The 25,708-nt window shown below is 45.3% G+C and carries 18 protein-coding genes; 9 read left to right on the top strand and 9 right to left on the bottom strand.

All coding sequences use genetic code 11. From position 1 onward, the window contains the following. The first annotated feature begins 8 nt into the window (after positions 1-8). The 4 genes from FDP09_RS01795 (at position 9) to ctlX (ending at position 5,751) form a co-directional block, all read left to right on the top strand. Entirely contained in the window at positions 9-638 is a 630-nt protein-coding gene (locus FDP09_RS01795; RefSeq protein WP_137401020.1) for a WbqC family protein, read from the top strand. 82 nt (positions 639-720) lie between these two features. Then, complete coding sequence (locus tag FDP09_RS01790) at positions 721-3,249, top strand: ATP-dependent Clp protease ATP-binding subunit (RefSeq protein ID WP_137401019.1); 2,529 nt, start codon at positions 721-723, stop codon at positions 3,247-3,249. A gap of 595 nt (positions 3,250-3,844) precedes the next feature. Continuing rightward, on the top strand, positions 3,845-4,759 hold the full coding sequence (locus FDP09_RS01785; protein ID WP_137401018.1) for a hypothetical protein: 915 nt from the start codon (positions 3,845-3,847) through the stop codon (positions 4,757-4,759). 59 nt (positions 4,760-4,818) lie between these two features. Beyond that, a complete protein-coding gene (gene ctlX / locus FDP09_RS01780) occupies positions 4,819-5,751 on the top strand; it encodes a citrulline utilization hydrolase CtlX (protein ID WP_137401017.1) in 933 nt (310 codons plus the stop codon). A 305-nt stretch (positions 5,752-6,056) separates the two neighbouring features. Here the strand turns inward: ctlX and purB are convergent, their stop codons facing one another. Further along, positions 6,057-7,400 (bottom strand): adenylosuccinate lyase, encoded by a 1,344-nt coding sequence (gene purB / locus FDP09_RS01775; protein WP_137401016.1) that lies wholly within the window; start codon positions 7,398-7,400, stop codon positions 6,057-6,059. Positions 7,401-8,076: 676 nt separating this feature from the next. On the opposite strand from purB, the gene FDP09_RS01770 reads away from it, so the two are divergent. Continuing rightward, positions 8,077-8,358, top strand: a complete 282-nt coding sequence (locus tag FDP09_RS01770) for a hypothetical protein (RefSeq protein ID WP_137401015.1) — start codon at positions 8,077-8,079, stop codon at positions 8,356-8,358. 188 nt (positions 8,359-8,546) lie between these two features. Here FDP09_RS01770 and FDP09_RS01765 read toward each other — a convergent pair whose 3' ends face one another. Beyond that, a complete protein-coding gene (locus tag FDP09_RS01765) occupies positions 8,547-9,299 on the bottom strand; it encodes a DUF4397 domain-containing protein (RefSeq protein ID WP_137401014.1) in 753 nt (250 codons plus the stop codon). A 311-nt stretch (positions 9,300-9,610) separates the two neighbouring features. On the opposite strand from FDP09_RS01765, the gene FDP09_RS01760 reads away from it, so the two are divergent. Continuing rightward, positions 9,611-10,723: a ferredoxin--NADP reductase gene (locus FDP09_RS01760; protein WP_187328767.1), complete on the top strand. Its 1,113-nt coding sequence runs from the start codon at positions 9,611-9,613 to the stop codon at positions 10,721-10,723. An 11-nt stretch (positions 10,724-10,734) separates the two neighbouring features. Further along, entirely contained in the window at positions 10,735-11,214 is a 480-nt protein-coding gene (locus tag FDP09_RS01755) for a hypothetical protein (protein WP_137401013.1), read from the top strand. Positions 11,215-11,571: 357 nt separating this feature from the next. Here the strand turns inward: FDP09_RS01755 and FDP09_RS01750 are convergent, their stop codons facing one another. The 7 genes from FDP09_RS01750 to FDP09_RS01720 form a co-directional block, all read right to left on the bottom strand. Then, complete coding sequence (locus tag FDP09_RS01750) at positions 11,572-12,495, bottom strand: DUF4097 family beta strand repeat-containing protein (RefSeq protein WP_137401012.1); 924 nt, start codon at positions 12,493-12,495, stop codon at positions 11,572-11,574. A 31-nt stretch (positions 12,496-12,526) separates the two neighbouring features. Next, positions 12,527-13,564, bottom strand: coding sequence for an outer membrane beta-barrel protein (locus tag FDP09_RS01745; RefSeq protein ID WP_137401011.1), 1,038 nt, complete (start codon positions 13,562-13,564; stop codon positions 12,527-12,529). Positions 13,565-13,588: 24 nt separating this feature from the next. Beyond that, the gene (locus FDP09_RS01740; RefSeq protein WP_137401010.1) at positions 13,589-14,380 is read right to left on the bottom strand and encodes a hypothetical protein; all 792 of its coding nucleotides are present in this window, start codon (positions 14,378-14,380) and stop codon (positions 13,589-13,591) included. Continuing rightward, positions 14,373-14,942 carry an RNA polymerase sigma factor gene (locus tag FDP09_RS01735; protein ID WP_137401009.1) on the bottom strand — a complete coding sequence of 190 codons (570 nt, stop codon included), beginning with the start codon at positions 14,940-14,942 and terminating at the stop codon, positions 14,373-14,375. The genes FDP09_RS01740 and FDP09_RS01735 overlap by 8 nt, the downstream gene beginning before the upstream one ends. A 642-nt stretch (positions 14,943-15,584) precedes the next feature. Further along, on the bottom strand, positions 15,585-16,073 hold the full coding sequence (locus tag FDP09_RS01730) for a carboxypeptidase regulatory-like domain-containing protein (protein ID WP_137401008.1): 489 nt from the start codon (positions 16,071-16,073) through the stop codon (positions 15,585-15,587). A 737-nt stretch (positions 16,074-16,810) separates the two neighbouring features. Then, complete coding sequence (locus FDP09_RS01725) at positions 16,811-18,730, bottom strand: PspC domain-containing protein (protein ID WP_137401007.1); 1,920 nt, start codon at positions 18,728-18,730, stop codon at positions 16,811-16,813. A gap of 4 nt (positions 18,731-18,734) precedes the next feature. Continuing rightward, complete coding sequence (locus tag FDP09_RS01720; RefSeq protein WP_015264211.1) at positions 18,735-19,064, bottom strand: PadR family transcriptional regulator; 330 nt, start codon at positions 19,062-19,064, stop codon at positions 18,735-18,737. 433 nt (positions 19,065-19,497) lie between these two features. On the opposite strand from FDP09_RS01720, the gene FDP09_RS01715 reads away from it, so the two are divergent. Next, positions 19,498-20,607, top strand: a complete 1,110-nt coding sequence (locus tag FDP09_RS01715; RefSeq protein ID WP_456236448.1) for a putative type IX sorting system protein PorV2 — start codon at positions 19,498-19,500, stop codon at positions 20,605-20,607. Positions 20,608-20,612: 5 nt separating this feature from the next. Next, entirely contained in the window at positions 20,613-25,640 is a 5,028-nt protein-coding gene (gene porU2, locus FDP09_RS01710) for a putative type IX secretion system sortase PorU2 (protein WP_137401006.1), read from the top strand. Positions 25,641-25,708: the final 68 nt, after the last annotated feature.

Here is a 25,708-nt window from a genome sequence, read left to right as displayed (position 1 = left end):
TTTTGGGCATGGAAAAGAGCGTGATTTGTGCGGATTTATTTTACCTGCCCCCGATAGAGTTCTTTGTAGCTATACACGATGCAGATCAACTGATCCTGGCCGGAGGAGACCGCTATCAAAAGCAGACCTACCGAAACCGGGCCCATATCCGGTTGGCCAACAAGGTGGAGAGCCTGAGTATTCCTGTTATTGGGGGAAATAAGAAGGTGAAATACCGGGAAATTAAAATAGATTATAAGCAAAAATGGAAGAATGTTCATCTACGCGGCATCCGCAGTGCATATGGCAAGGCTCCTTTCTTTGAATATTTCTTTCCTTATTTTGAAGCGATCTACGATAAGAATATTGACAATTTGTACGATTTAAACTTTGAATTGCTGACACTTTGTCTGAAATTAATGAAGGTAAAAACCAAGGTATTGATAGGGAGCAATGAGGAAGAATATTCTTCCTGTGAAGATCTGAGGAGAATTATAGTGGCAAAAGAGCCGTTTGAGCAAAGAAATATTTATGAACCGAAGCCATACGCTCAGCTCTTTGGCTTGGACTTTGTACCAAATTTAAGCATTATCGATTTGTTGTTTTGTGAGGGGCCGATGGCCCATGAAATAATATCACAATCAAAAAAAAAGAAATGAACAATCTGCAAAAGGATTGTGTTTTTAAAACAAATTCGGTAAAATTATATAGAGAATTATTAACAATTCAGAAAGGAACTAAATGGAAGCAAAATTTTCAAATAGAGTCAAAGAGGTGATTTCTCTAAGTCGTGAAGAAGCTTTGCGCTTGGGTCACGATTATATAGGAACCGAACACCTCTTGCTGGGCATGATCCGAGAAGGGGAAGGTGTCGCTGTTTCCATATTGAAGAAATTAGGAGTGCCTTTGGATGAGCTTCGCAATTCCGTGGAGCGTGCTGTGAAAGGAACGGCCAATCACAATGTGAAAAACTTGGCCAATATCCCGCTGACCAGGCAATCTGAAAAAGTGCTGAAAATTACTTATTTGGAAGCTAAGATATTTAAAAGCCAACTTATCGGAACGGAGCATTTGCTGTTGTCCATCCTTAGGGATGAGGATAACATCGCTACCCAGATTTTGCATAAATTCGATACGACTTACGATACTGTAAAGGAAATGCTGGAATTCCAAACGGATCAAACGCCCCGCTCTGGTGCTGAGGCTGACGATACGGATGAAGAAAGCAGCAAGCTCTTTGGCAGCTCCGGAGGCTCCTCTGGCGGAGGAGGCAAAGGCTCCACTGAAAAGTCCAGGACGCCGGTCTTGGATAATTTTGGCAGGGACCTTACCCGGATGGCAGAAGATGATAAGCTGGATCCGATTATCGGTAGGGAAAAAGAGATCGAGCGTGTGGCGCAGATCCTGTCCAGGAGGAAGAAGAACAATCCTATCCTGATCGGTGAACCTGGAGTAGGTAAGACTGCCATTGCAGAAGGACTGGCGCTGAGAATTGTGCAGAAGAAAGTTTCGCGTGTGCTGTTTAACAAGCGCGTGGTGACGCTCGATCTGGCCTCTTTGGTAGCCGGCACGAAGTATCGTGGGCAGTTTGAGGAGCGCATGAAGGCCGTGATGAATGAACTGGAGAAGTCCCCTAATGTCATCCTTTTCATCGATGAGCTGCACACCATCGTCGGAGCTGGTGGCGCCAGTGGATCGCTGGATGCCTCCAATATGTTCAAGCCAGCACTGGCCAGAGGAGAAATCCAATGCATCGGAGCCACTACATTGGACGAGTACCGTCAGTATATCGAAAAAGATGGGGCTCTTGCCAGAAGGTTTCAGATGGTGATGGTAGATGCTACCACTCCTGAGGAAACTGTACAGATCCTGAACAACATCAAGGACAAATACGAAGATCACCACAACGTAAACTATACGCCGGAGGCGATCGATGCGTGTGTGAAACTGTCCGACCGCTATATTTCTGACCGCTTCCTACCGGATAAGGCCATCGATATCCTGGATGAAGCAGGTGCCCGCGTGCACATCAACAACATCCATGTGCCTGATGAAATCCTGAAACTGGAAGAAGAGGTGGAAAATATTAAAGTGGAGAAAAACCGCGTAGTAAAAAGCCAAAAATATGAAGAGGCTGCGCAGCTCAGGGACAGGGAGAAAAAGCTCCTTGAACAACTGGAGAATGCAAAGGCCAAGTGGGAAGAAGAAAGCAAAACCAAACGCTATACGGTGGAGGAAGATAATGTGGCAGAGGTAATCGCCATGATGACTGGAATTCCTGCCAAGCGAATTGCCCAAAAAGAAGGCAATAAGTTGCTGAACATGGGCAATGAGCTGCAAGATAAGGTGATTGGTCAAAATGATGCGATCAAAAAATTGACCAAAGCCATTCAACGTACCCGAGTGGGCTTGAAAGATCCCAAAAAGCCGATCGGTTCGTTTATTTTCCTAGGTCCTACTGGTGTGGGGAAAACAGAGCTTGCCAAAACGCTGGCAACTTACCTGTTTGATAAGGAAGACTCACTCGTGAGGATCGACATGTCCGAGTACATGGAGAAATTCAGTGTTTCCCGTTTGGTGGGAGCGCCTCCAGGCTATGTGGGCTATGAAGAAGGTGGCCAGCTGACTGAAAAAGTCAGAAGGAAGCCATACTCTGTGGTCTTGCTCGATGAGATCGAAAAAGCCCACCCCGATGTATTCAATCTGCTGCTTCAGGTATTGGATGATGGTATCCTGACAGATGGTCTGGGCAGAAGAGTGGATTTCAGAAATACGGTGATCATCATGACGTCCAATATCGGGGTAAGAGACCTTAAGGACTTTGGTGCGGGTATCGGGTTTGCTTCAAAGGCCAAGGAAGAAAATATGGATGAGGTCATGAAATCTACCATCCAAAGTGCCCTGAAAAAGGCTTTCAGTCCTGAGTTCTTGAACAGGTTAGATGACGTAGTGGTATTTAACTCCCTCAATAAGGAGCACATCCACAAAATTATCGATATCACCCTGGAAAAACTGTTCAGCCGAATTACTGACCTTGGCTACAAAATCGAATTGTCGGACAAGGCAAAAGACTTCCTGGCAGAGAAAGGTTACGACCAACAATATGGTGCCAGACCCCTTAATAGGGCCATCCAGAAGTACTTGGAAGATGCCATAGCGGAAGAAATCCTGAAAGGAGACCTTTCTGAAGGCGATGTGATCAAAGCTGATTATGCTGGTAAAGGTGATGAGCTAAACATTGTCGTCAAAAAGAAAGAAAAAGCAGATTAGATTTTAATAGACGGTTTATTTTAAAGTGGCTCCTTAGAGGGCCACTTTTTTTATGCCCATTCAAAAAGCAACATAAACCGAGTCAAACTGTAAAATGGGGATTATGATAGGGGAATCGCTTTTAAACTATTGTGAAGAGATGTCAGCCTGAGCAGAGTCGAAGGCTAGACGTTGGCCCTCGACTCTCCCTCACGACAAGTCCGGTCGGTCTGACTCTTTTTGCCTGAATTAAATAACTTCATGGGACTAAAAGCGATTTCCCTGGGGGATTGTGACGGTTCTGATAGTATGCAGGTTGTGGAGGTTGTTAAGACTTACGCTGAATTGTTTGTTGCTAAATTTAACTCGGTAAATAGAAATATTCCAGGATCACATAAACTGGGTTGAGGAGACATGATGTTCCTCTCATCCGGTACCTGATCGGAGCCGAATGGACTGGTGAGACCGACAATTGCGTGATCAGCTTCCTTATCAACTTTTTTATTCGTTGACCTTTTTAACCATCTCAGCTACATCATGATGCCATTTGCATAATTTAACATTTCATTGACTTGACAGTGAGTTGTTTTGGTCTTGTTTTTGTTAATTTTGGGTGATGAAATTTATGTTCCAGATCATATTGAAACTTACCTTTTTGGCTTCTCTGATGCCTTATTTGTTGTCTGAAAAGATCTACAACAAATACCATGTAAGGATCAATCCGCAAGTGGTGGATTCCCTTTACTTTGCAGGAAAGGAAATGGGCGGAGTGGATAGGAAATTACTCAAAGAGGCTAGTGGACTAGCGGCAAGCAGGGTACAAGAAAATGTGCTGTACACGCACAATGATAGCGGAGGAAAGCCCATTGTCTATAAATTGGATTCTACGGGGAATGTGACGGGAGAAATCACCTTGGATCATACGTACAATCGTGATTGGGAGGACATTGCTACCGGCCCAGGTGTGGAAGGCGAGAAATCTTATGTATATGTCGGGGAGATAGGCGATAATGATGGAGAATATCCTACCGTTAGCCTCCTGAGGTTTGAAGAACCCTCTGTTGATAGTACAGAGATACATGTGCAGCCGGAGAAGATTACGTTAAAATACCCCGACGGTGCCAGAGATGCCGAGACCTTGATGGTGGATCCTTGGAATGGAGATGTCTATATCGTCAGTAAGCGGGATTCCAGCAATGTACTTTATCGTGCACCGGCTGATAAACTTGAAGCGGATGAAGTGGCGCTCGAACCTTTGACAAAATTGCCCATTACCATGTCGGTAGCAGGCGATATTTCCCCTGATGGAACTGAAATTATCATCAAAAACTATTGGGTCGTTTACTATTGGACCCGACAGGAAGGCGAGTCTGTAGCAGAGGCCCTTTCCAGAAAACCTGTACAATTGCCATACGTGCCTGAGCCGCAAGGGGAGGCCATCGCATTTTCGAAAAATGGCAACAGTTTTTTCTCGCTTAGTGAGGAGCGTTTTCGTATCAAACCAGTACTTTATCAATATTATAAAAAATAACGGGCATAGCGAAAGGTAGTTTGTAACTTGGAGGAAGTTTACACCTTAATAAGCTTAACATGTCGGCACAGACTACTTCCAAAGTATTAATGGTTCGTCCTGCGGCTTTTGGCTTTAATCCAGAAACTGCCGAGGATAATGGCTATCAGCAAACTGATCTTCGGGATGTAGCGGAAATACAAGTAGAAGCTGAAAAGGAGTTCGACGATGTGGTGGCCTTGTTGCGTAGCAAAGGGATCCAAGTGATAGTGGCGCAGGACAGTCCCGATCCGATAAAGCCAGATGCTATTTTCCCTAACAACTGGTTCAGTACACATGAGGATGGCCGTCTGCTACTGTTTCCTATGCTTTCTCCCTTGCGTAGGAAGGAGCGTAGAAGAGATTTGGTGGATTTGCTGACCGCTCAAGGTTTTAGGGTGAATGAGCTAGTGGATTTTACTTTTTTTGAAGATGAGCATCAGTTTTTGGAAAGCACAGGCAGCATGGTATTGGACAGAGAGCATAAAGTGGCTTACGCCTGTCTTTCAGAGCGGACGCATCAGGAACCGCTCCATTACTTCGAAAGATTAATGGGCTATCAAGTTATACCTTTTCGGGCTGTCCAGTCCCAATCCAAAGAAAAAATCCCAGTTTACCATACCAATGTCATGATGCACGTGGGTAGTCAGCTCGCAGTGGTTTGTTTGGATAGCATTGTAGGGAAATCCGTAAAGCAGCTGGTGAAAGAATCCTTGGAAGCTTCCGGCAAAAAGATCGTTCCCATTACTATCCCCCAGAAGTTTGCTTTTGCCGGAAATATGCTGGAGCTTTCTGGACCACATGGAAAGAAATTTACCGTTATGTCCCAAGCTGCGTATGATAGCCTCAAAAGAGGACAACGACAAGTAATCGAAAAGTACACAGAAATAATCACCGCCAACATTCCCACGATCGAGAAGATCGGTGGAGGAAGTATTCGTTGCATGATGGCGGAGATTTTCCTGCCGAAATAGAATGCTGGGGAGCAAAAGATCCTTAGCCATGGACAAGGTCCATGGTAAACTATTTACGAGAAGACAGCCTTGTGATATAGTAACCTGAGATCGGTTTGAAAATCGTCTCGGCCATGCGTTGGAGGTGATTTGTGAGAAGGAGCCGCGCCCCTTTCCTGCCTCCTTTCGAGCCTGCTTGTCTTTACCAATCAGGGAAACATGACGAAGCAATCTTGTCTTCAAAGAAAAGATTGCTTCAGTCTGCTGTTGCTTTGGGCACTATGTCGAATTGGTGTCGGTTTTAAGACCCCGCTCAGGTTAGTAGGCTAAATACCAGTATAGTTAAATGGTGTGATGACTTTGAGCTCAGCCTTCACCTCATCCGAAACATTCAGGTTTTCGATAAATTCTTGGATCGACTGTTCCGTGATACGGGTATTGGTGCGGGTAAGGTCTTTTAGTGCTTCATAAGGTTTAGGATAACCTTCCCGTCGGAGGATGGTCTGAATGGCCTCGGCCACTACCGCCCAGTTGTCTTCCAGATCAGCATCAATGGCTGCTTTGTTAAGCTCAAGCTTGCCCAGCCCTTTTTTGAGTGACTCAAAAGAAATCAGCATATGGGCTAAAGGCACCCCGATCACACGCAATACCGTGCTGTCCGTCAGGTCACGCTGAAGGCGACTAATGGGGAGTTTTGCGGCCAAATGTTCCAATAAAGCGTTGGCAATACCAAGGTTTCCCTCTGCATTTTCAAAATCGATAGGGTTGACCTTGTGTGGCATTGCCGAAGAGCCCACCTCCCCTGCTTTGATTTTTTGCTTGAAATAATTCATGCTGACATACTGCCAAACATCCTTGGAAAGGTCCAGAAGGATGGTGTTGATACGTTTCAGTCCATCGAATGAGGCAGCCAAGTTATCATAATGCTCGATCTGAGTGGTGGGAAAACTACGCTCCAAACCTAGGTAATCGCTCACAAAGTTGTTGGCAAAAGTATTCCAATCTTGGTTGGGATAGGCCACTTTGTGTGCGTTCATATTGCCGGTGGCACCACCGAATTTGGCGGAATAGGGGACTTGCTGGAGTAGTGCAAGCTGGTTTTCAAGCCGGGTGACAAATACTTGGATTTCTTTGCCCAAGCGTGTTGGAGAGGCCGGTTGGCCATGGGTTTTGGCCAGCATGGAGATATCTTTCCACTCATCCACTTGGCTGTGGAGTTTAGAGATGACTTCTACCAATACAGGCAGAATAACCCTGTCCAATCCATCCTTTAGCATGAGTGGCGTGGCAGTATTGTTAATGTCTTGCGAAGTCAGGCCAAAATGAATAAACTCTTTTTGAGCTTCCAGTCCAAGTTTGTCAAATTCTTCCTTAAGAAAATATTCGACAGCTTTTACATCATGATTGGTGGTCTTTTCGATTTCCTTGATGGCTTCGGCATTTTCCTCCGAAAAATTTTCTACGATGGCCCGTAGCTTTGGGAAAATATCTTTAGAAATGCCTGTTAGTTGCGGCAAAGGCAATTCACAAAGGGCAATGAAATATTCTACTTCCACTTTTACCCTGTACTTGATCAAGGCAAATTCAGAAAAATAAGCCCTCAAGGGAGCCGTTTTGCTTCCGTATCTTCCGTCTACTGAGGATACTGCGGTCAGCGTATTTAGATTCATGGTGATGCTGTTTTGAAATTGTATGACGATGCAAAAATAAATGTTTAATGCTTAAAAGCCCTTTAATTTGGTGGTAATTTCGAGTGATAGAGGTTTTGCGAAAAAGTAGCCTTGATTTAGGTGCTTTTTTCTTTAACCCGGATTATGCGTTAGGAATCGTAGTGAGAGCTGAAAGTACAAGAAAATCAGTTAGTTTGGAGGCATTAGCGTAGCACCGCTACGGTGATGCCGAAAACTAAAGTGAAAAGGCTGATTTTGTCCGCCGCGGCGGATCAGGTCACAACAGATAGGCTAATGCATATTCCGGGTTCAATGCCGTTTAGTTAGTGTGTATTTGGAAAATATGGGTTCTATATTTTTTCCTTGGGCAGTTATTTTTCTAGCTAAATTCCTAGGTGTTTTTCATCCGTTTACCTTTGTTACTTTTTTGCTTCAGGTCAAAAAAGTAACCAAAAAACCCCGCCGCTGTGCATCTATTGGCCTAAAATTAAAACCTTCCCTCATGCAGGCAAACTCCTCCTTTTCTAGCAGCCAACATTCTTTTTGACTAGTATTTCGTCAAACAAGCCTGCCTTCTTGCCCACCCGCTTTTTAATTTCTTAACGCCCAATACCTGCAAGGCGGATTCAGTTAATAAGTCCCAAAAAGGTGTTGTTTCCATATGACGGCCCTTGGTATGCCTGTTTTCCAGCCGATGGTGGAGGCCGTTAAGAAAGGGAGTTGGCTCGCGTCGTGGAACAGCGAGACCCACTCACTTTTAGGCCGTAGCCATCGGGTGGAAATTAAAATGGGTGACGGGTCTCGGTCGCAGGGTAAATCCATGTCCCATTTTAAAGGGCATACCACCGGCCTAGATTTTTTTCTTTATTTTTTCATCAATGGAAAAAAGGAAAAGGATAAAATCCACCAAGAGGATCAGGTTTCCCCAGCCAAAGTCAATCAAAAAAAGGACTTTTAGGTATATGAAAAGGAGGGAATACCCTTAACTAAACGGCATTGATTCCGGGTTTAAGGTAGTCAGCCCTTCGGCTATGCGCTGTAACCGGCTCCTGAGCGTTGTCGAAGGACTGGTACTGGCATACATAAAAAAAGGCCACCCAACAAGGCGGCCTCTCAAACAATCAAACGTGTTGGTTTAGCTAAATTTTAGTAGTTGGGGTAGTTTCTGATTACTTGGATGCTGAGGTCTTTTTCTGAGGTCGATCCGCTATCAGGATTGACATATCCCCGAACAATGACCGTATATACGCGCTGTTCACGAAGATCAAGATCCTCTGCAGTCAAATTGATCTCGCCGACGCCTTCCACTGTAAAAGTGGTGAAATCAGCATCAATTTCTGAAAAGTCTGTAACTTCTTTAAAGGCTTGATCCTGAAATAGAGGTGTGTCCGAATCATTGATAAAGAGGCTTAGCTCAGGTGCGTCAGGTGATAAATTGACCAAGCGCACCAAGGCCTTTCCTTCCTCTGGTGAATCCCAATCATCTTCTGCCTGTACGATGCCCATATCGGACTCTTCTCCATCGATGAAGAAGAAAGAATAAGCCTGGTTTTCTTCAAGGGTTACAGCTGTGTCCAACAGGGAATTATTGGCATTCCTGTTTTTGAAGGAAAGGGTTCTATCACCTGTATAGAAATTGGCGTAATTAAAGTAGTCGGTATATTTAAAATCATAGGTACTGTATGGAGGCTTGCTTACGCCATCAGCATAAATGGTCACCGCGCCGGTTTCAGGCGAACCGTGGTAAAAGGAGACATAGGCCAATGGGCCATCATAGTATTCCGTGTCATCATCATCCAGGCAGCTGGTGATCACTAAGGGGGATAGCGCAAGGAGGAAAAGTCCTAGACTTCTCTTCCATTTGTTGAATAAATTGTTTTTGTTTAATCGCGTTAACATAATCATGTTGGTTTAATCTATTTTACTCTCTTTCTGTTAAGTAGGTTTTGTTGTCGAAACGTAACCTTATGTAAAAACGCTACAGCAGAAGGAAAATAATTTTACCAACCAGCTATTTTCATGACAGAATATGAACCTCTTTCGGCACGATGTGTTTTAACCTTAATTATACATTTGCATTATCCATTCGGATTCTGGTCCCTATTGCAGGAGTATATGGGATTTTACTTGGTGATTTAAAATGGTTTTTAAAAAATCGGTCTTAATTTTGATGCCAGAAAGGTAGCGTGTAATAAATACGACATAAAGCAATGATATTCAATTTATTTAAGAAGAATAAAGAAGAAAAGAAAAGAGGTAGTCAATATGTGTCCTTAAAAGTGCGTGAAGTGGTGCGGGAGACCCCAGATGCCGTTTCGATCTATTTTGAGCAGCCAGAGCCTTATTTGGAGTATAAGCCGGGGCAGTTTCTCACCTTGATCCTGGACATCAATGGAAAGGAAGAGCGCCGTTCATACAGCCTATGTACCTCACCATATGTGGATCCGCATCCTGGTATTACGGTAAAGAGAATCGAGGGAGGTGTGGTCTCTAACTTCATCAATGAATCCATCAAACCTGGGAAAACCATCGAGGTGATGAAGCCAATGGGGCATTTTACGGCCGACTTTCATTCCAAGAACAAAAATCATTTCATCATGATCGCAGGAGGGAGTGGCATTACCCCTATCATGGGCATCACCAAATCCGTCCTGATCAATGAACCCCAATCCAAGGTGACATTGATTTATTGTAATCGTTCGGAGGATCAGGTGATTTTTGATCGGTCACTTCAGCAGCTAGTGGAAGCACAGCAGGGGCGTCTGGAAGTGGTGCATACCCTTTCCCGGCCTTCTGGTGAATGGTCCGGTCTGCAAGGAAGGCTAAATGAACAGATGATAGAGCAGGTTTTGTCTGAGAAACATTTCCCCGATGCGGACAAGGAGCTTTATTACTTGTGTGGCCCAGAAGGACTGATGGAAGCGAGCGTAGAGGCCTTGCTAAAGCTAAATGTGCCGCATGATAATATTCACAGGGAGAGTTTCTACACCTCATCTTCGGAGGAAGCAGAGAAAGAAGAGGTGGAATCTTCCCAAGATCAGCCGTCCTTGACTAGGGAGGTGACCATAAACCTAGAAGGAGAGGAGCATACCTTTGAGGTGCCTCCGGGAAAGACGATTTTGGAAGCGGGATTGGATGAGGGCTACGATATGCCTTATAGCTGCCAAAGTGGATTGTGTACAGCCTGTCGCGGCAAATTGGCCAGTGGAGAGGTGAAAATGGAACAAGATGCAGGGTTGTCAGAAGGTGAAAAGAAAGAAGGTTATATTCTCTGCTGCATGTCACATCCCCTGACAGGTGATGTAAAAGTGGATATAGGATAAGTATCATGGAGATGAAAAAGAAATACTGGGAGCTGGAGAGGAATGTTTTGATCTTGATAGCGATCCCCTTGCCGGTTTTTGCCTTTGCGTACTTATATACTACTAGTGGAAATATGGAACTGCCCATCCCTACTTTTCCGATTTGGCTGAGTATGTTTCTGCTGGTGGGGATTCCCCTGCTGCTGGCATTTAGTTATTTCAAATTTAACGGAGGGATAAAGCAATTAAGAAATGCTGAGATCCCTTTGGAAGAAAAAGTACAACAGTACTGCAAGATGACCATGTCCCGTTTTAGGCAGCTTTTTGTCGCAGGCTTTTTGTGTGCGTTTGGGTTGATCGTCTATGAAAACCCTGGGTTTACGGTGGCCTATGCAGTAACCTTGGTCCTGACTTCACTGGCAAAGCCTACACCGGATAGGATCATCCGTCTATTACGGCTAAAAGAAGAGGAGCGAGCGACCGTCGAAGGCTTTAAAATACGGGAAGGATAGAAAATTTGGTTCTATATGATCTACCGTGGGTAACGTTTACTTTATTTGCCACATTCTAGGGTGGCTTTCACTTCGTTATCTTGTTACTTTTTTTCAGGTGAAAAAAGTAACCAAAAAACCGCTGCGGTGAGCTATTTGACTAAAATATAAGCCAGCCCTCGCGCAGGAAAATTCCTCCTGTTTAAAAGCTAGGTTTACCTGGCTTTAGACAGGTAAACCTTTGAGCAGCCAATCAACTTTCTGTGCTGATTCATGTCATACAATCCTGCGCCTTTTCGGGCTTACTTTTTTGATTTTTCAACGTCAAATTTCTCAAGGCAGCATAGAAAGTTCCCCAGTGAAAAGGGAAATCGATTTTTACTCAATGGAAATCATTCCCGATCCGATTTTTCCAGTGATGGTATAAGTACCTTGGTTGTTGATGACCAAGTGGTCGCTGGAATGGCTTCCACCTACTTTGACCATTCCACTGCCGGCGCTTAAGTCGTAATTGTACCTGGCCAAGTCTGCATTGGCTTTGATGTGAAAGGCTCCTGAATTGCCGTTAAAGCTGGTATTGGGGCCGAAACCTACTTTTTTGGCCTTTACATGACCAGAAGAAAGCTTCATGCTGCCGACGGTAGCGATGTCTTCTAGGGAAGCGCTGCCAGAAGTGACGCTGACGTTCACCTCGCCGGCAATGTGATTGGCTTCGATTTTTCCACTACTGGAGGTGATGTCTGTGTTTCCCTTTATGTATTCAAGTGCTGCCATGCCACTACTGACCTTGCAGAGGACATTTCCCGTGACACGCTTTAGGGAGATCTTTCCGGATGATGCCTTGATGTCCAGATCTCCGGTGAGGTCCTCAGCTTCGATCATTCCAGAACTTGCTTTAAGGTAGATTTTGTCTGATTTTACCGTGCTGATGTACATTTTTCCGGAAGAATTGACGGCACTTAGGTCGATTACTTCAGGTCCTGTGATCCGCACATACCTTTTACCTTTATTATTGTTTTTCCAGCTGTTGGAAGGGGTTTGGTAGGAGATTTTGAGGGTATTGCCGATGGTCACAAAGACCAGGTTTTTGCCGGCATCTTCGTCATTGCCCAAATCTGCCACGACCTCGATCAGGTCTTGTCCCGCATTCCCTTGATAGGAAATTTCAATACTGCCGCCTTCGATATCCAATTTATGAATGTTTTCGAAACTTTTTTCAATTTTCGATTGGCCAAGGGCCGTCGTGCTTGCCGCTAAAAACAGGTAAGCTACTAAGCTGATATGTGTCAAAAGATTTTTCATGGTAATGTGTTTAGTGTGTGGGAAGGTTTGTTTAAAAAACGAGACCAAAGGTAATCGGGTGTAGGGATTCACTGGTAGGGCCTTTGCCATCTTGATAGAGTTCGTTCAGGTCATAAGTAGAGAAAAATGTGACGCGACCAATGCCGATTTCACCACGGATACCATAGCGGATATTGTTCAGGTAGATCCCGGTGTTCAGCTTGTCTTTGTGCCTGCCGGAGCCGCCTATTTCACGATATACGTACTTGCTCCTTCCGCCTACCCGGTAGCCAAAATAGGGGCCAGCGGCAATTTTTAGGCCTTTGTTGCCATTGTCATTCATTCTCCCAAAGTCCACTTTGAGCAGGGTCATGGCAGTTAGGTAGGAAGCGGAAACTTTACTTTTGAAGCCATCCACATCAGTGCGTTGAATGAACTCGATGTTTTGGTCTCCCCGGACAGCTTGGTAGTCGCGGTTTTCAAACTTGAAGTTGTACCATTGTACGCCAAGTCCAAAATCCCAATAGAAGCCTTTGGACAGGCGCTGACTGGCCATCAGGTTTAGGCCTACATTCCAGCTTCCCCAGCCTTTGACGGCATAAGGCTGGTCGGAAGTGGGGAATCCACCACCATCCCTGAGGTAGTTGTTGATGCCCAGGTCCACGTTAAAATAGGTCCGGAAGCTGGGTTCTGGCTTCTTGGTTTTTTCCACACGTACTTTGGTGGTAGGGCCGGATTCGTCCACGATGACCTTTATTCTTCCTACGGAAACGGCCGTTTCGGCACCACCTTCTTCTACTTTGACGATTTCTTTGCTGTGGCCGTCCTTGTCACTGATCTCCACCACGGTAAGGTCGCCTGTGTCCTCGTCCAGTTCCAAATCCAATTCATCAATGATCTGGTTGACATCCAGGATTTTTAATTTTTCAAAATCCTCCTTGTTATCGACGAGGATGACGATTTTTCCTGAATGGCCATATTCTACGATAATGCTGTCCTTTGCCGCTGTGGAAACACTATCAGTCCCTCCTGAGGCAAAGGAAGTGTGTGCTAAGGCCAATAAAATCAAGGCCAAAAGGTATCTTTTCATCGTTCCTAAAGTTAATGTTGTTGCTTATTTTGTTTCGTTTTTGGTGATCAGTGCTGCAAAGAGATTGTTTTTTGCATCCTGCAGGTCTGCATATCCTTGATCTACTTTGCCCAATAGGCCACCTAGTGTATTGATCTTGTTGCCGATTTCTTCGACGAGTTTTTCCTTTTTGGGTTTTTCGCTGATGCCACTCGACTTAATGCTTACTTTATAGGGAACAGCTGCTTCTTTCTCCGTGGTTACCGTGGTGTTTTCGGCAATAAGCTCCTCCATATCGGGCGAGGGTACTTCAAGTTGTGGTAGCGGTTTGATATCAGCCTTTGGTACTGCGGTACCCTTTTGGTTGAGCTCCGCAACCTGCTCCTGTTGGATGTCTTTTTGGACCGGTTTTACGGGTGTTTTAGAGGTTTTGGCGGAGGGTTCCTGCCCAGTAGGCTTTGTTGTGTTTTGTTTGTTTTCTGGCTGTTCTTTTTCGGCTATCGGCGCTTTTACTTCTTCTGAAGCTGGTTGGTCTGTGATTGTTGGTTGTGGAGCGGTTTTGCTGTCCTCATTCGGTAGCAGATCCTTTTCTGCTGTTTTTTCAGCGATTTGAGGTGCTGTTGGTTGTTGGACAGGTGCATATTGCCAGAGCAGGTAGGCTAGGCCTATGATACCAATAAACACGGCTGCTGCACGCATCCAGCCCCATTTGTTGCCGGACTTGTTGGGTTCCAGTTGGGACTCCAGTCGTTCCCAGGCCAATCTGCTTGGCTTTTCATGGTGCTGCTCCAGTTTGTCGCGGAACAATTTGTCTATGGGATGTTGCTGCTTATCCATTGATTCTCCTTTCTTTTAACTGTAACTGGGTGATTTTTTGTTTTAGCATGGCCCTGGCCCTGCTGAGTTGGGATTTGGACGTGTTTTCCGAAATCCCCAAAAGATCACTGATCTCTGCATGACTGTATCCTTCTATGGCGTACAGGTTAAAAACCGTCTGGTAGCCGAGTGGCAATTCATGGATCATTTCCAATAGTTCGTTGGCTTCCATGTCCACAAATTCATATTGGGGCAAGCTCGTCTCCAGTTCGTAGTCCAAGTTTACTTCCATGGACAGTTTTTGGTTTTTTCTAAGCGTAAGCAGTGATTGGGTGACGATAATGCGCTTCATCCATCCCTCAAAACTGCCCTTGGCTTCATATTGATCCAATTTTTCAAATATTTTCATAAACCCTTCGATCATCACATCCTCCGCAAGGTCACGGTCTTTGATATACCTTCGGCATATGATCAGAAACTTTCCAGAATAGTGATCATACAGGTGCTTCTGGGCATTACGATTTCCCTTGAGGCATCCTTGTATGATGGCGGATTCAGTGGTAAAAGTTTTTCTGATAAACATTGCTTTTTGCGTTCCCTCGAAAATGTCTTAAGGTTTTTAAAACTCTTTCTCCAGTCTCATTGACCGACAGGAGGAGGGTTTCAATAAGGTAGATACAAGTTAAGCAAAAAGGGTTGCATGGGGATTGGAAATTTTTTTATAAAACCGTAGCGATTCATTTTAAAACAATTTGAGGTTTGATCCATTTCGGTCCGGTTGTCCCTTCAGTTGTACTGAGGGACGTTTAACTCGGATTATGCATTAGGAATCGTAGTGAGAGCTGAAATTGCAAGAAAATCAGTTAGTTTGGAGGCATTAGCGTAGCACCGCTACGGTTTTGCCGAAAACTAAAGTGAAACGGCTGATTTTGAAACAGTTTCAGGTCGCAACAGATAGGCTAATGCATATTCCGGGTTTAAAGTTGAGCCTGTGGCTCACTAAAATTAGGGATTCATAAAAAAACGTCATATGGAAGGTCGTACGACGGAGTGAAGCCATCTTTCCTTTGTTAACGAGATTGCTTCGTCATGCTTCCCAGCATGGCACAGACCGTAGCCTTCAGGCTAACGCATATACGTTTCCTGAAAAATACATCCCTATGGATGTTGGTGCTATTCACAAAGGTGGAAAGGGGATTTCAAATCCTGATTACCACAGATCCGTTTAATACGCCGCTTGATAGTTGATCAGGATTTGGATGTTGTTCCATTCGTCGGCTTTTACTTCCACGGGCTGGATGTAGCTGTCCAGGTCATAGACATTGGCGAAGTACCCGTTTTCCTCAACCGTAAAAATCGAATAGGCTCCAGGGGCAAGCCCAATGGCAAAACTACCATCCTCTTCTGTTTCTATCTCGGCGATCATTGGCGTTTCGATATCCTTAAATAAATAGTCGCCCATGGTGGCTTGGTTGATGTGCGTCCGCTCATAGATGCGGATAGTTCTTTTTACTTTTTTTCTTTCCGGTTTTGCAGGAGTTTCGTTGCTGCCGTCGGTGATGGTCGGCATTTGGTTTCCATCAATCCAATATACTTGACCTACTATCCCTTGCGTATCTACCCGCTGTGCCTTACATCCACAAAGGAGCACAGTAAAAATGGCCACGGCAATTAATGAAAAAGAGAGGGATGATAATGCTTTTTTGGTTTTCATGGTCTATGTTTTCTTGTGAATGCTAGTTTGGAGCTTACATATTTTGTGCCAAGTCCGTGGTATTGGAAAGGATAAGCAGGGCGAACGCATTTAAAAAAGTGTTCCAGTTTGAATATATCTGCCGTTCCTATGGAATTTAGCTTCATATGCTTTATTGGACTTTCCTACTTTTTCCATTGATGAAAAAGTAGGCAAAAAATCTAGGCCATGGAGCGTTCTTCGCATTAAGTGGTCAGGTTTATGAGTACGAATTCGTTTGCCTTAATTTGATTTTGTGCCAGTTGCTGCTATTCCTAATGTACAAACTGCGGTAAAGTGCCAGCGGCACGATAAATTTAGTAATCTGGGATTCATCCGCAGGACGTTAAGCACTCATCAGCCTCCAGAAGGAGTGCCAGCGGCACGGATGATAGCTGCCCTACACGAAATTAATCCTAAATGCGTTTGCCCTGAAAGGATAAGAGAGAATGTGTCTATTTTGACTTTTACAAGTAGGAATTATAGAAAGGTAAAACGAAAATAGGTATATCCGCAATGATACCAGTAATCACAGAGATAAGAAATAGGTCCTCACAGAAACTACTTAAATCCCAGAGAAGCGTTGTTTCATTCTGGGTTTTGTGTGCGTTCCGTAAGAAATAAAAACTACTGGGAAGAAAGTTTATAATCAAAAAAGAAAATGGCAAGTGCGATGTCACACTTGCCTTTCTATAAATCAAATCAACGCATATGATACTTTATTCCTTCATGAAGAAGGTGTCTTTAAATTTCACCCTGGAGAGGCTGTCCGCTTGACTCTGCTTGTGTTCGTCGTGGCAGGTGAGGCAGAGCAGCCCATCTTCGTTAAACACCCAATAATTGTGTTGGGTAACATCCTTCAGTTTATAGCCATTGGTGTATATGGTGCTTCTGAGGATCGATATCATCGATTTGTCCATGACAAAAGGACGGTTGTAGGGAATGTGAAGGGTTTGGTAAAGATTCTGTCCACGAAATTTGGCCATCTTGGCAAACTCCAGCGTACGGGAGAAGGTAAGGGTTGAATCTTTTACCGAATAGTCGTACTGGATAGCTTTGGCATTTTCGATGGCGTCCGTCCTAGAGTGTCCCTGCGACCTGAAGTTCTGCTCTAAGCGCACTGTGCTGTCGGGAGTTCCTTTTAACTGGATCTGAACCAGGTCAAAATCGTCTATGCTCTGCTCACGGTCACCACCTTCCAAGATAAACACGCTTCCTTTGAGGTCGAGTACGGTTTCGGTAGTGAATTTCCCTTGGTCCTTGAACTCTGCAATGGTCTTGGGAATCTGAAAGGCGCACACCATGATGCTCAGCAGCCAGATGCCAAAGGAGACCAGACCAAACCTTGATTCGATCAAGCTTCTTCTGATGATCACGCTGATGCCAAGCAAGGTGAGGATCAGTCCAGGGATGAATACCAATACGCTTACAGCGATCGCCAGCCAGATGGGCACGAGCTCAGACAGCATTTCTACTGGCACATTGTCGATCATGTAGCGTAGGCTGTCATTGGTGAAAAACTCGAAATAGGCCCCTAAGAATGCCAGCGGTATAAGTGAAATGATCAGCCCAATAAAGAAGATGAGCAATCCAAACGCCACCCTGATAACGTCGAGCATAAACCTACCGAAGGGGCCCAGGGCCTTTCCCAGGCCATTGATCAGGTCCCCCAGAAACCGAAATGGAGCCAACCATGTTTTTTGGTTTTTAGGTGTGATCGGAGGCTCGGGAATTTGCCTGTTTTCGATAATGGTACTTTCGATGGTACTCAGGGTGATTTCGCCTCCTTTCATCTTGATCCGCTCGGTGATGGATTTTGCAACGGGTGTGATGATCCAGAGAATCAGGTAAATCACCAGTCCTGCACCACCAGCGAATATCAATCCCACGAAAGCCAAACGTGCCCAAAGGACTTCTATTTTGAAGTATGCAGCCAATCCACTGCTGACACCCCCGATTACCCTGTCGTCAGGATTACGGTAGAGCTTTTTGATCTTTTTGTCTTCAGGCTTTTCGTAAGAAACCGGCAGGATGATCCATAGCACGATATAGGCCAAGACAGCCCACCAGCCTAAGGAAAGCGAAATGTTCCAGTCCAAGGGAAAGAAGTCAAAATTGCGAAGCGAAAATTCCCCACTGAAAAGCAACAGGATTGCCACTAGTCGTGTCCATAGCGGGTCAATGGCCAAGTAATGGGCCAGTCCGGCACAGACACCTCCAAGGATTTTGCTGTTTTCCAGCCTGGTGAGTTTTTTATATCCTTTTCCCGCTTCTTGGTCCGGCGGGGTAATGTATTTATAAAACTCACTATCGCCGTTTTCTTCCTCTGCATTCGTTTCCTGGGAGGTGTCGGTATCAGGTATTTTCTCTTCTTCCACTGCCTTGAAATCAGCGATCGTCCCCATCTTCTCGATAAGGCGGTCTACGTTTTCAGCTGTGATGACCTGCTTGTTGTTCTTCAGGTTGCTGAGAAAGATCTCAGCGATGCGGTTTTCGATGTCCTTAATGATTTCCTGGTTGTCCTCATAGTGTGAGAAGTGTTTGTTGATAGATTCCAGGTATTTTTTAAGGTGGTCATAGCCATCTTCTTCGATATGGAAAAGGATGCCGCTGATATTTATGCTTATTGTCTTTTTCATGGCCTTATTTTTTCGAGGTGATTAATGTAGTGGAGGTGACCAGGTCATTCCATGTGCCACTGAGTTGGTCAAGAAATTGACTTCCTTCAGGGGTGATGGAATAATACTTTCTGGGTGGCCCAGACTCCGATTCTACCCACTTGTAAGAGACCAGCGCGGCTGTTTTTAGCCTGTTGAGCAATGGATAGAGCGTGCCTTCTACTACGATTAACTTGGCTTCTGTCAGCTCTTCGATCATATCCGAGGCATATACTTCTCCCCGAGATATGATATGCAGGATGCAGAATTCCAGAATTCCTTTCCGCATTTGTATTTGTGTGTTGGATGCTTTCATCAATTTTTCTTTTTAGTGTAGATGAAATCAGGGTGATTCATTTACATCATATTTACTCCCTGCCTTGTCAATTCATTTCCCTAATCTTATGCCGAAAAATAATACCAAAGGTAAAACAGCTACCTTGCATTACATAAAACTGTGTCATCAAAGGATGTTTTTAATATACAAGAATTGGCTTTTGACTAAATAAAACCCCTTTTTTAGCCCTTATGGGGTGATTTCGTGGGTGTCGAAAAAAGAAATAGATTTTTTTTCGACTAATTTTTTGGTGCTTAATTCCTTTTTCGGGGTGTATTTTTAGTGAACAGGGTTTGTTCGGTAATGAACAGTCAGAAAATTATGATGAAGATTTATAATTTAAATAGGAGATGTTCGTTTCTCTTGAATAATTTTTTACTTTGCACCCGTGGAAAAATTGAAAATCACTGCATTGAAACACTTTTTATTAGGCTTTGTTTTACTGATGGCCAGTATGGATGTGGTGGCGCAGGGTATTACGCCAAAATACTCCAATGAATTTATGAATATTGGCGTTGGTGCCCGGGCTTTGGGGATGGGGGGAGCTCAGGTCTCCGCAGTGAAAGACGTGACAGCAGCATATTGGAATCCGGCGGCCTTGCTGGCCATTGAGCATAAATATGAATTTTTCCTGATGCACGCGGAGTATTTTGCGGGTATAGCCAAGTACGATTATGCGGGTTTTTCTACCAATATCGAGGAGGATAACCAAGTGGCTGTTTCATTGATCAGATTTGGGGTCGATGATATTCCGGATACGCGTTTTTTATACGATGCCAACGGAGCCTTGAGTTATGATAATATTCAGTTTTTTAATGCCGCCGATTATGCCCTTTTACTTTCTTATGCCAGGGATTTCAGCGATGTGTTCAAGGCGGGGATCAATACCAAAATTATCCATAGAAATGTAGGGAAATTTGCTAAGGCCTGGGGGTTCGGATTTGATGTAGGGGGGATCTTTTTGGCCGATAGTTGGCAAATTGGCTTGATGTTGAGAGATGTGACGACCACTTTTAATGCTTGGTCGCATAATGCAGAAATGGTGCGGGAGATCTATGCCGAAACGGACAACGAACTTCCACAAAATTCAGTTGAACTGACGCTGCCACAAGCGGTATTAAGTCTGTCAAAGACCCTTCAGGTTCAAGATTATATTACGGCTCAGGCGGTGTTGGATTTGAACATGACATTTGATGGCCAGCGTAATACTGTCATTAGTACGACGGTCATGAGCATTGACCCAAAGATCGGTATGGAAGTCGGGTACAAGGGAGTGGCGTTCTTGAGGGGCGGTGTGAGCAATTTTCAATATATCAAAGATTTTGACGGGAGTGAATCCCTGTCGTTCAAGCCAAGTTTTGGATTGGGGGTTTTTCTGAATGAAAAGGCATACATCGATTATGCACTGACGGATATTGGAGCGGTTTCTGAAACCCCTTACTCCCATGTTTTAAGTCTCAAGGTGAGTTTGGAGCCATTGACGGAAGGATTTCGGTTACATAAAGGATGGAGCGAAAATTAATAACAATGAAAAAGACTAGTTTCCTATACCTCCTGATGATCACTTGGGCATTGGTGGCCAAAGGGCAAACCGAGTGGATTGATTATTCCAAGACGTATTATAAAATCCCAACCACTACCGATGGAATTTACAGAATTAGCTATGCTGCTCTTTCGGCATCAGGAATGAACCCTTCTCGTGTCGATCCACGGACCCTGAGCGTATATCATCGTGGTGAAGAGGTAGCCATTTATGTCCATGGTCAGGATGATGGCCGTTTTGATCAAGGAGATTATGTGGAGTTTATTGGTAAACGAAATGATGGGCAGTCGGACAGGCCGCTTTATCCCGATGCGGAGCAAATGGCCAATCCACTGTACAACAATCATAGTGATGCTACTGTTTTTTTCCTGACATCCACCCCAGGGCGGCCAGGGAAAAGGATGACCAGTAGGGATCCAGGTACTGCATCCGTGGATTTGACAAGCTATGAAACAGAAGTGACCCAAGTGTTTTCGGATCAATACACTTTGGGGCAGACCTATTCCTTGGGGGTACACTTGGGTATCTATGATAAGGGCCAAGGATGGACGGGACCCGTGGTCACCCGGGGCAATGTTCAGGATATCGTTTTCAAAGACCTTGGCGAAATGGCCAATGAGTTTTCGGCTTCGGTCACGCTTGGAATGGTGGGGAGGTCTGGCGTTGACCACCTTGTGGAGGTGTATGTTGGCGCTAGCCAAGAGGGCTTGCGGAAGGTGACGGATGTGGCGTTGGAAGGCTATTCGTTTAAAACGTATAGGGCAGATTTACAGGCAAGTGATATTGGATCTGATGGTCGGATGGTGGTGAGGATTGCACCTGTTAGTACTTCGGGTTCAAACGATAATGTTTCTGTCAGTTTTGCTTCTTTGACCTATCGCAAACAAAAAATAACCGGAGAATTTGACCAAGAGCGAATAAGGTTGGGGGCTGGCGATTACCAATTGCAATTGGAGCAGGTCAGTGATCACTATTTGGCCTATGATGTCACCAATCTTGGGGCGCCTGTTCGCCTGATAGAAGAGAAGGATGCGGGCGGGGTGAAATTTCCAGTGGGAAATGCTGCGATGAGCTCAGAAGTGTTGGTTCAGGCAGAAAGGGAAGTGACTGAGCCGACAGTATTGGATCAGGTGCGGTTCAGGAACTTGCTTGGGACTGCTGCCAATTACCTGATCCTGACACATCCCAGCCTTCAGCAGGCGACATCTACCAATACCGACCCAGTAGCTGCTTATGCAGCGTACCGGGAATCTGCCGCCGGTGGTGGCCATCAAACGCTGACTTTTACTGCAGATGAACTTTACAATCAATTTAACTATGGAGAGAAGTCTCCTTTGGCCATAAAGGAATTTTTGCGGCAGTATGCTGCCCGCCATTCCCCGGAATACCTTCTGCTTATGGGAAGGGCCTATGGTATGTACAATTATACCAATTCAGGAGGAGTAAGGTACTATTACAGAGATCACCCTGAGATGTTCTCGGTACAGGATTTGGTGCCTACATACGGTTATCCCTATACTGACAATCGATTTGTGGTGGGGCTAGATGGCGAGGGCTCTATGAGAGAAGACATTGCGGTCGGGCGAATTCCTGCAAGGGTTCCGGAGGAGATCAATTACTACCTCAATAAGGTTAAAGAGAAAGAAGCGCTTGGGGCTTCAGCCACTTGGCAGAAAGATATGATCCACCTGAGCGGCGGGCTTTCGGCATTTGAACTTGAGCGATACTATAATTTTGTGCGAGGTTTCGAGAGCATTGCTGAGGGGCCTTATTTTGGTGGGGAGGTGACCACCTATCGGAAGCGCAGCAACACAGAAGTCGCACTGATCAATATTTCCGATAAGGTCAATGAAGGGGTGAGCATGGTGACGTTTTTTGGGCATGCAGCGACCTCTACCACTGATATCGATATTGGTTTCGTAAGTCAGGATGAGCTGGGGTACGATAACAAAGGCAAATACCCGGTGCTCTTGCTAAACGGCTGTGATGCAGGAAATGCTTTTGGAGGTGCCTATACTTTTGGTGAGGATTGGATTTTGACCCCCGATCGGGGAGCCTCTAATTTTATGGCGCACTCCAGTATTGGTGTGGATGTGTTTTTACGACGGTATTCGGAGTCTTTTTATCATTCAGCATTTGCGGATTCCTCTTTGATTTACCAGCCGATAGGGAAAGTGAAATTAGCAGGAGACAAGCGGTTTTATGATCGTTATGGTACTTCAGCTATTAATCAGTCCCACGCTAATCAAATGATCATGCTAGGGGATCCAGCGGTACGAATATTTCCTGCCAAAGAAGCGGATTATGCCTTGGATGTGGACGAAGTGGATTTAGGGGATGTGAATGACGAGCCAGTGACTTCTTTGACAGATACGTTGGATCTTAGTTTTGTAGTGCGAAATCTTGGAATTGTGCATCAGGATACGCTCGACTTTAAAGTCAGCAGGCAGCTTCCCGACGGGACGTTGGTCAATTATGATATTCAAAAATTGGCTCCGGTATTTCATCGTGATACCGTGCATTTTGCGGTACCCAATGTAGGATTGGTCTCTTCTGGGGACAATGTGTTTACCATTTCGATAAATACAGAAAGGTCCATTCCGGAGATCACCTATGCCAATAATGCCATTGTGGTAAATAAGTTCATTGCTTCAAGTGGTACCCAAAACCTGAGTCCGCTGGACTATGCCATTCATGATGAGGCAGCTGTCGAGCTGATCGCGCAGGTGCCGGGCAAGGCCTCTGAGGACAGGACGATTGTGTTCCAGTTGGATGTGTCGCCGGATTTCAGCTCAGCTTGGCGAAAGGAGCAACGGGTGACTACCCGTGGGATAGCCAGGTGGCAGCCAAGTATTGGTGACCGAATCAACGCTTCCGATACGGTTACGTTTTATTGGCGGACAAAATTTTTGGAGCAGCGGGAAGGAGAAAGCAAAGCCTGGGCCAAGAGCAGTTTTTCGTATATTCCCGATGGTCCAGAAGGGTGGATTCAGCGGGAGTTTGCACAGCTTGCGGAAGACCAGCTCTATAATCTATCGATCAATCAGGCCGCGGGACAGTGGGAGTATTTAGGTACCACAAGGGATTTGGATGTTTTTACTTTTGGATCGGAGACAGAAGGGCTCTCCTACGGCCAGGTTCAGGTCGAACTGGACGGGACGGCATATAACCAAGACTTGTTCCAGCGTAGGTGTACCAACAATTCCTTTGGCTTAATGGCCTTTGATCAGCGAAGCTTGGCGCCTTATTTGGTGATTCCATTGACAGATTTTGATGTGCTGGATCCGAAGAGCTGTGGAAAGACGCCCCAGATTATTCAGAATATCAGGAGTGGCTGGATTACCGGGGAGGGGCAGACCATGTTGATGGATTATATTGATGGGCTGAAAGACGGGGATTATGTGTTGATTTTTTCGGTGGGGCAAATGAATTTTGAGGATTGGCCCGATGCTGCTTTTCTAAAAATGAGGGAGGTTGGAGCCAATGAAGCTACGCTACGGAATCTCAAAAACGGAGACCCCTATATTTTATTTGGAAGAAAGGGGATGGCGCCTGGTGAAGCTGTGGAGGTGCTTGCTGACAAGTCTTCTGAGGTGCCGGCAGCTGCCCAATCCATTAGCTTTTCCACACAGATGGAAGGGTTTTATGACCAAGGAAATGTGGCTACCCGACGGGTGGGGCCAGCATCCTCGTGGGCTGTCTTTTACAACCAAACCCGTACTGTAGGGAGCGTGGGAGCAGGGCAGTTTGCATTTGATGTGATCGGCGTGTCCGCATCAGGAGCAGAGACGGTGCTTTTTGAAAATGTGGTGGATGGTGAGGTAAGGCTGGAAGATGTCAATGCCGATAGGTATCCCTTTCTACGGCTGCAATACCGGCTGGAGGAATCTGAAGAGCGTATTCCACGACAGCTGATGCAGTGGCAGGTAAACTATACGGGGGTGCCTGAAGGAGTTCTGCTGCTTAAGGATAAGGAGGAAAAGCTCGATTTGCGGGAAGGGGAGGAGGCTGCAGTTTCCTTCGAATTTGTCAATATCTCCAATTATGATTTTATGGATTCCCTTACGCTGAGGTGGACGTGGCACAATAAGCAGCAGAATACCATTGAGGAATTTGAGCGGAAAATCCCTGCGGTGAAAGCTGGGGAATCATATGCGTTCGAGTTGGATGTTGATTCATTTGGCAAGGCTGGTAAAAACTCCCTGAATGTGGCGGTAAACCCAAGGGAATATTTGGAGCAGTCCTATAAAAACAATGTGCTGGATTTGGCGGATTACCTAGTGGTGGCAGGAGATGACCAAAACCCCGTGTTGGACGTGAGTTTTGATGGGGTGTATATCATGGATGGTGATATCGTATCGCCCAATGTCCTGATATCCGCTTTGGTAAAGGATGAAAACGAAACCCTTCTGAAGCAGGACACCACCGGAGTGGAGGTGCAGTTGAAAAGGGATTGTGAAACCTGCGTCTTTGAGCGAGTGGCCTTTAGCAATCCTTCCCTGAAATGGTTTGAGGCCAGCAAAAATACTGATTTTAAAGTAGAGTATCAGCCAGGGCCGCTAGAGGATGGGGTTTACACCTTGCGGATCAATGCCGAGGATGCCAGCGGTAATAAGGCGGGAGAGAAACCATATGAGGTAACCTTTGAGGTGATCAATGAATCTACCATTACCCATTTTTATCCCTATCCAAATCCATTCAGCACCAGCGTCCGTTTTGTGTTTACCGTGACCGGAGCAGTGCCTCCCGACGAGATCAAAATCCAGATCATGACGGTCACGGGAAAAGTAGTACGTGAAATTCTTCAGGAGGAGTTGGGGCCTGTCAAGATCGGCAATAACATCAGCGAATATGCCTGGGATGGCAAAGACGAATTTGGTGATCAGTTGGCAAATGGGGTGTATATTTACAGGGTACTGGTACGAAAGGACGGGCAGTTTGTAGAGCACCGTGCCACGGCTGGGGACAAGGCATTCAAAAAAGGATACGGGAAAATGTACTTGCTGAGGTGATAGAAAAGTTTCCAAAATGGCCTTCTCGGAGGTTTTGGGGGCAATGTCGGGCAAATGTCGGGTCAAAT

Source organism: Echinicola rosea, from assembly GCF_005281475.1.
GTDB classification, from domain to species: Bacteria; Bacteroidota; Bacteroidia; order Cytophagales; family Cyclobacteriaceae; genus Echinicola; species Echinicola rosea.
The sequence above is the reverse complement of the archived record's forward strand: the minus strand, read 5'-3'. Positions and strand labels throughout refer to the sequence as shown.

Bases quoted from the DNA above. Each gene is read 5' to 3' on its own strand.
- FDP09_RS01795 (WP_137401020.1), top strand. From the start codon at position 9: ATGGAAAAGAGCGTGATTTGTGCGGATTTATTTTACCTGCCCCCGATA.
- FDP09_RS01790 (WP_137401019.1), top strand. From the start codon at position 721: ATGGAAGCAAAATTTTCAAATAGAGTCAAAGAGGTGATTTCTCTAAGT.
- FDP09_RS01785 (WP_137401018.1), top strand. From the start codon at position 3,845: ATGAAATTTATGTTCCAGATCATATTGAAACTTACCTTTTTGGCTTCT.
- ctlX (WP_137401017.1), top strand. From the start codon at position 4,819: ATGTCGGCACAGACTACTTCCAAAGTATTAATGGTTCGTCCTGCGGCT.
- purB (WP_137401016.1), bottom strand. From the start codon at position 7,400: ATGAATCTAAATACGCTGACCGCAGTATCCTCAGTAGACGGAAGATAC.
- FDP09_RS01770 (WP_137401015.1), top strand. From the start codon at position 8,077: ATGCCTGTTTTCCAGCCGATGGTGGAGGCCGTTAAGAAAGGGAGTTGG.
- FDP09_RS01765 (WP_137401014.1), bottom strand. From the start codon at position 9,299: ATGTTAACGCGATTAAACAAAAACAATTTATTCAACAAATGGAAGAGA.
- FDP09_RS01760 (WP_187328767.1), top strand. From the start codon at position 9,611: ATGATATTCAATTTATTTAAGAAGAATAAAGAAGAAAAGAAAAGAGGT.
- FDP09_RS01755 (WP_137401013.1), top strand. From the start codon at position 10,735: ATGAAAAAGAAATACTGGGAGCTGGAGAGGAATGTTTTGATCTTGATA.
- FDP09_RS01750 (WP_137401012.1), bottom strand. From the start codon at position 12,495: ATGAAAAATCTTTTGACACATATCAGCTTAGTAGCTTACCTGTTTTTA.
- FDP09_RS01745 (WP_137401011.1), bottom strand. From the start codon at position 13,564: ATGAAAAGATACCTTTTGGCCTTGATTTTATTGGCCTTAGCACACACT.
- FDP09_RS01740 (WP_137401010.1), bottom strand. From the start codon at position 14,380: ATGGATAAGCAGCAACATCCCATAGACAAATTGTTCCGCGACAAACTG.
- FDP09_RS01735 (WP_137401009.1), bottom strand. From the start codon at position 14,942: ATGTTTATCAGAAAAACTTTTACCACTGAATCCGCCATCATACAAGGA.
- FDP09_RS01730 (WP_137401008.1), bottom strand. From the start codon at position 16,073: ATGAAAACCAAAAAAGCATTATCATCCCTCTCTTTTTCATTAATTGCC.
- FDP09_RS01725 (WP_137401007.1), bottom strand. From the start codon at position 18,730: ATGAAAAAGACAATAAGCATAAATATCAGCGGCATCCTTTTCCATATC.
- FDP09_RS01720 (WP_015264211.1), bottom strand. From the start codon at position 19,064: ATGAAAGCATCCAACACACAAATACAAATGCGGAAAGGAATTCTGGAA.
- porU2 (WP_137401006.1), top strand. From the start codon at position 20,613: ATGAAAAAGACTAGTTTCCTATACCTCCTGATGATCACTTGGGCATTG.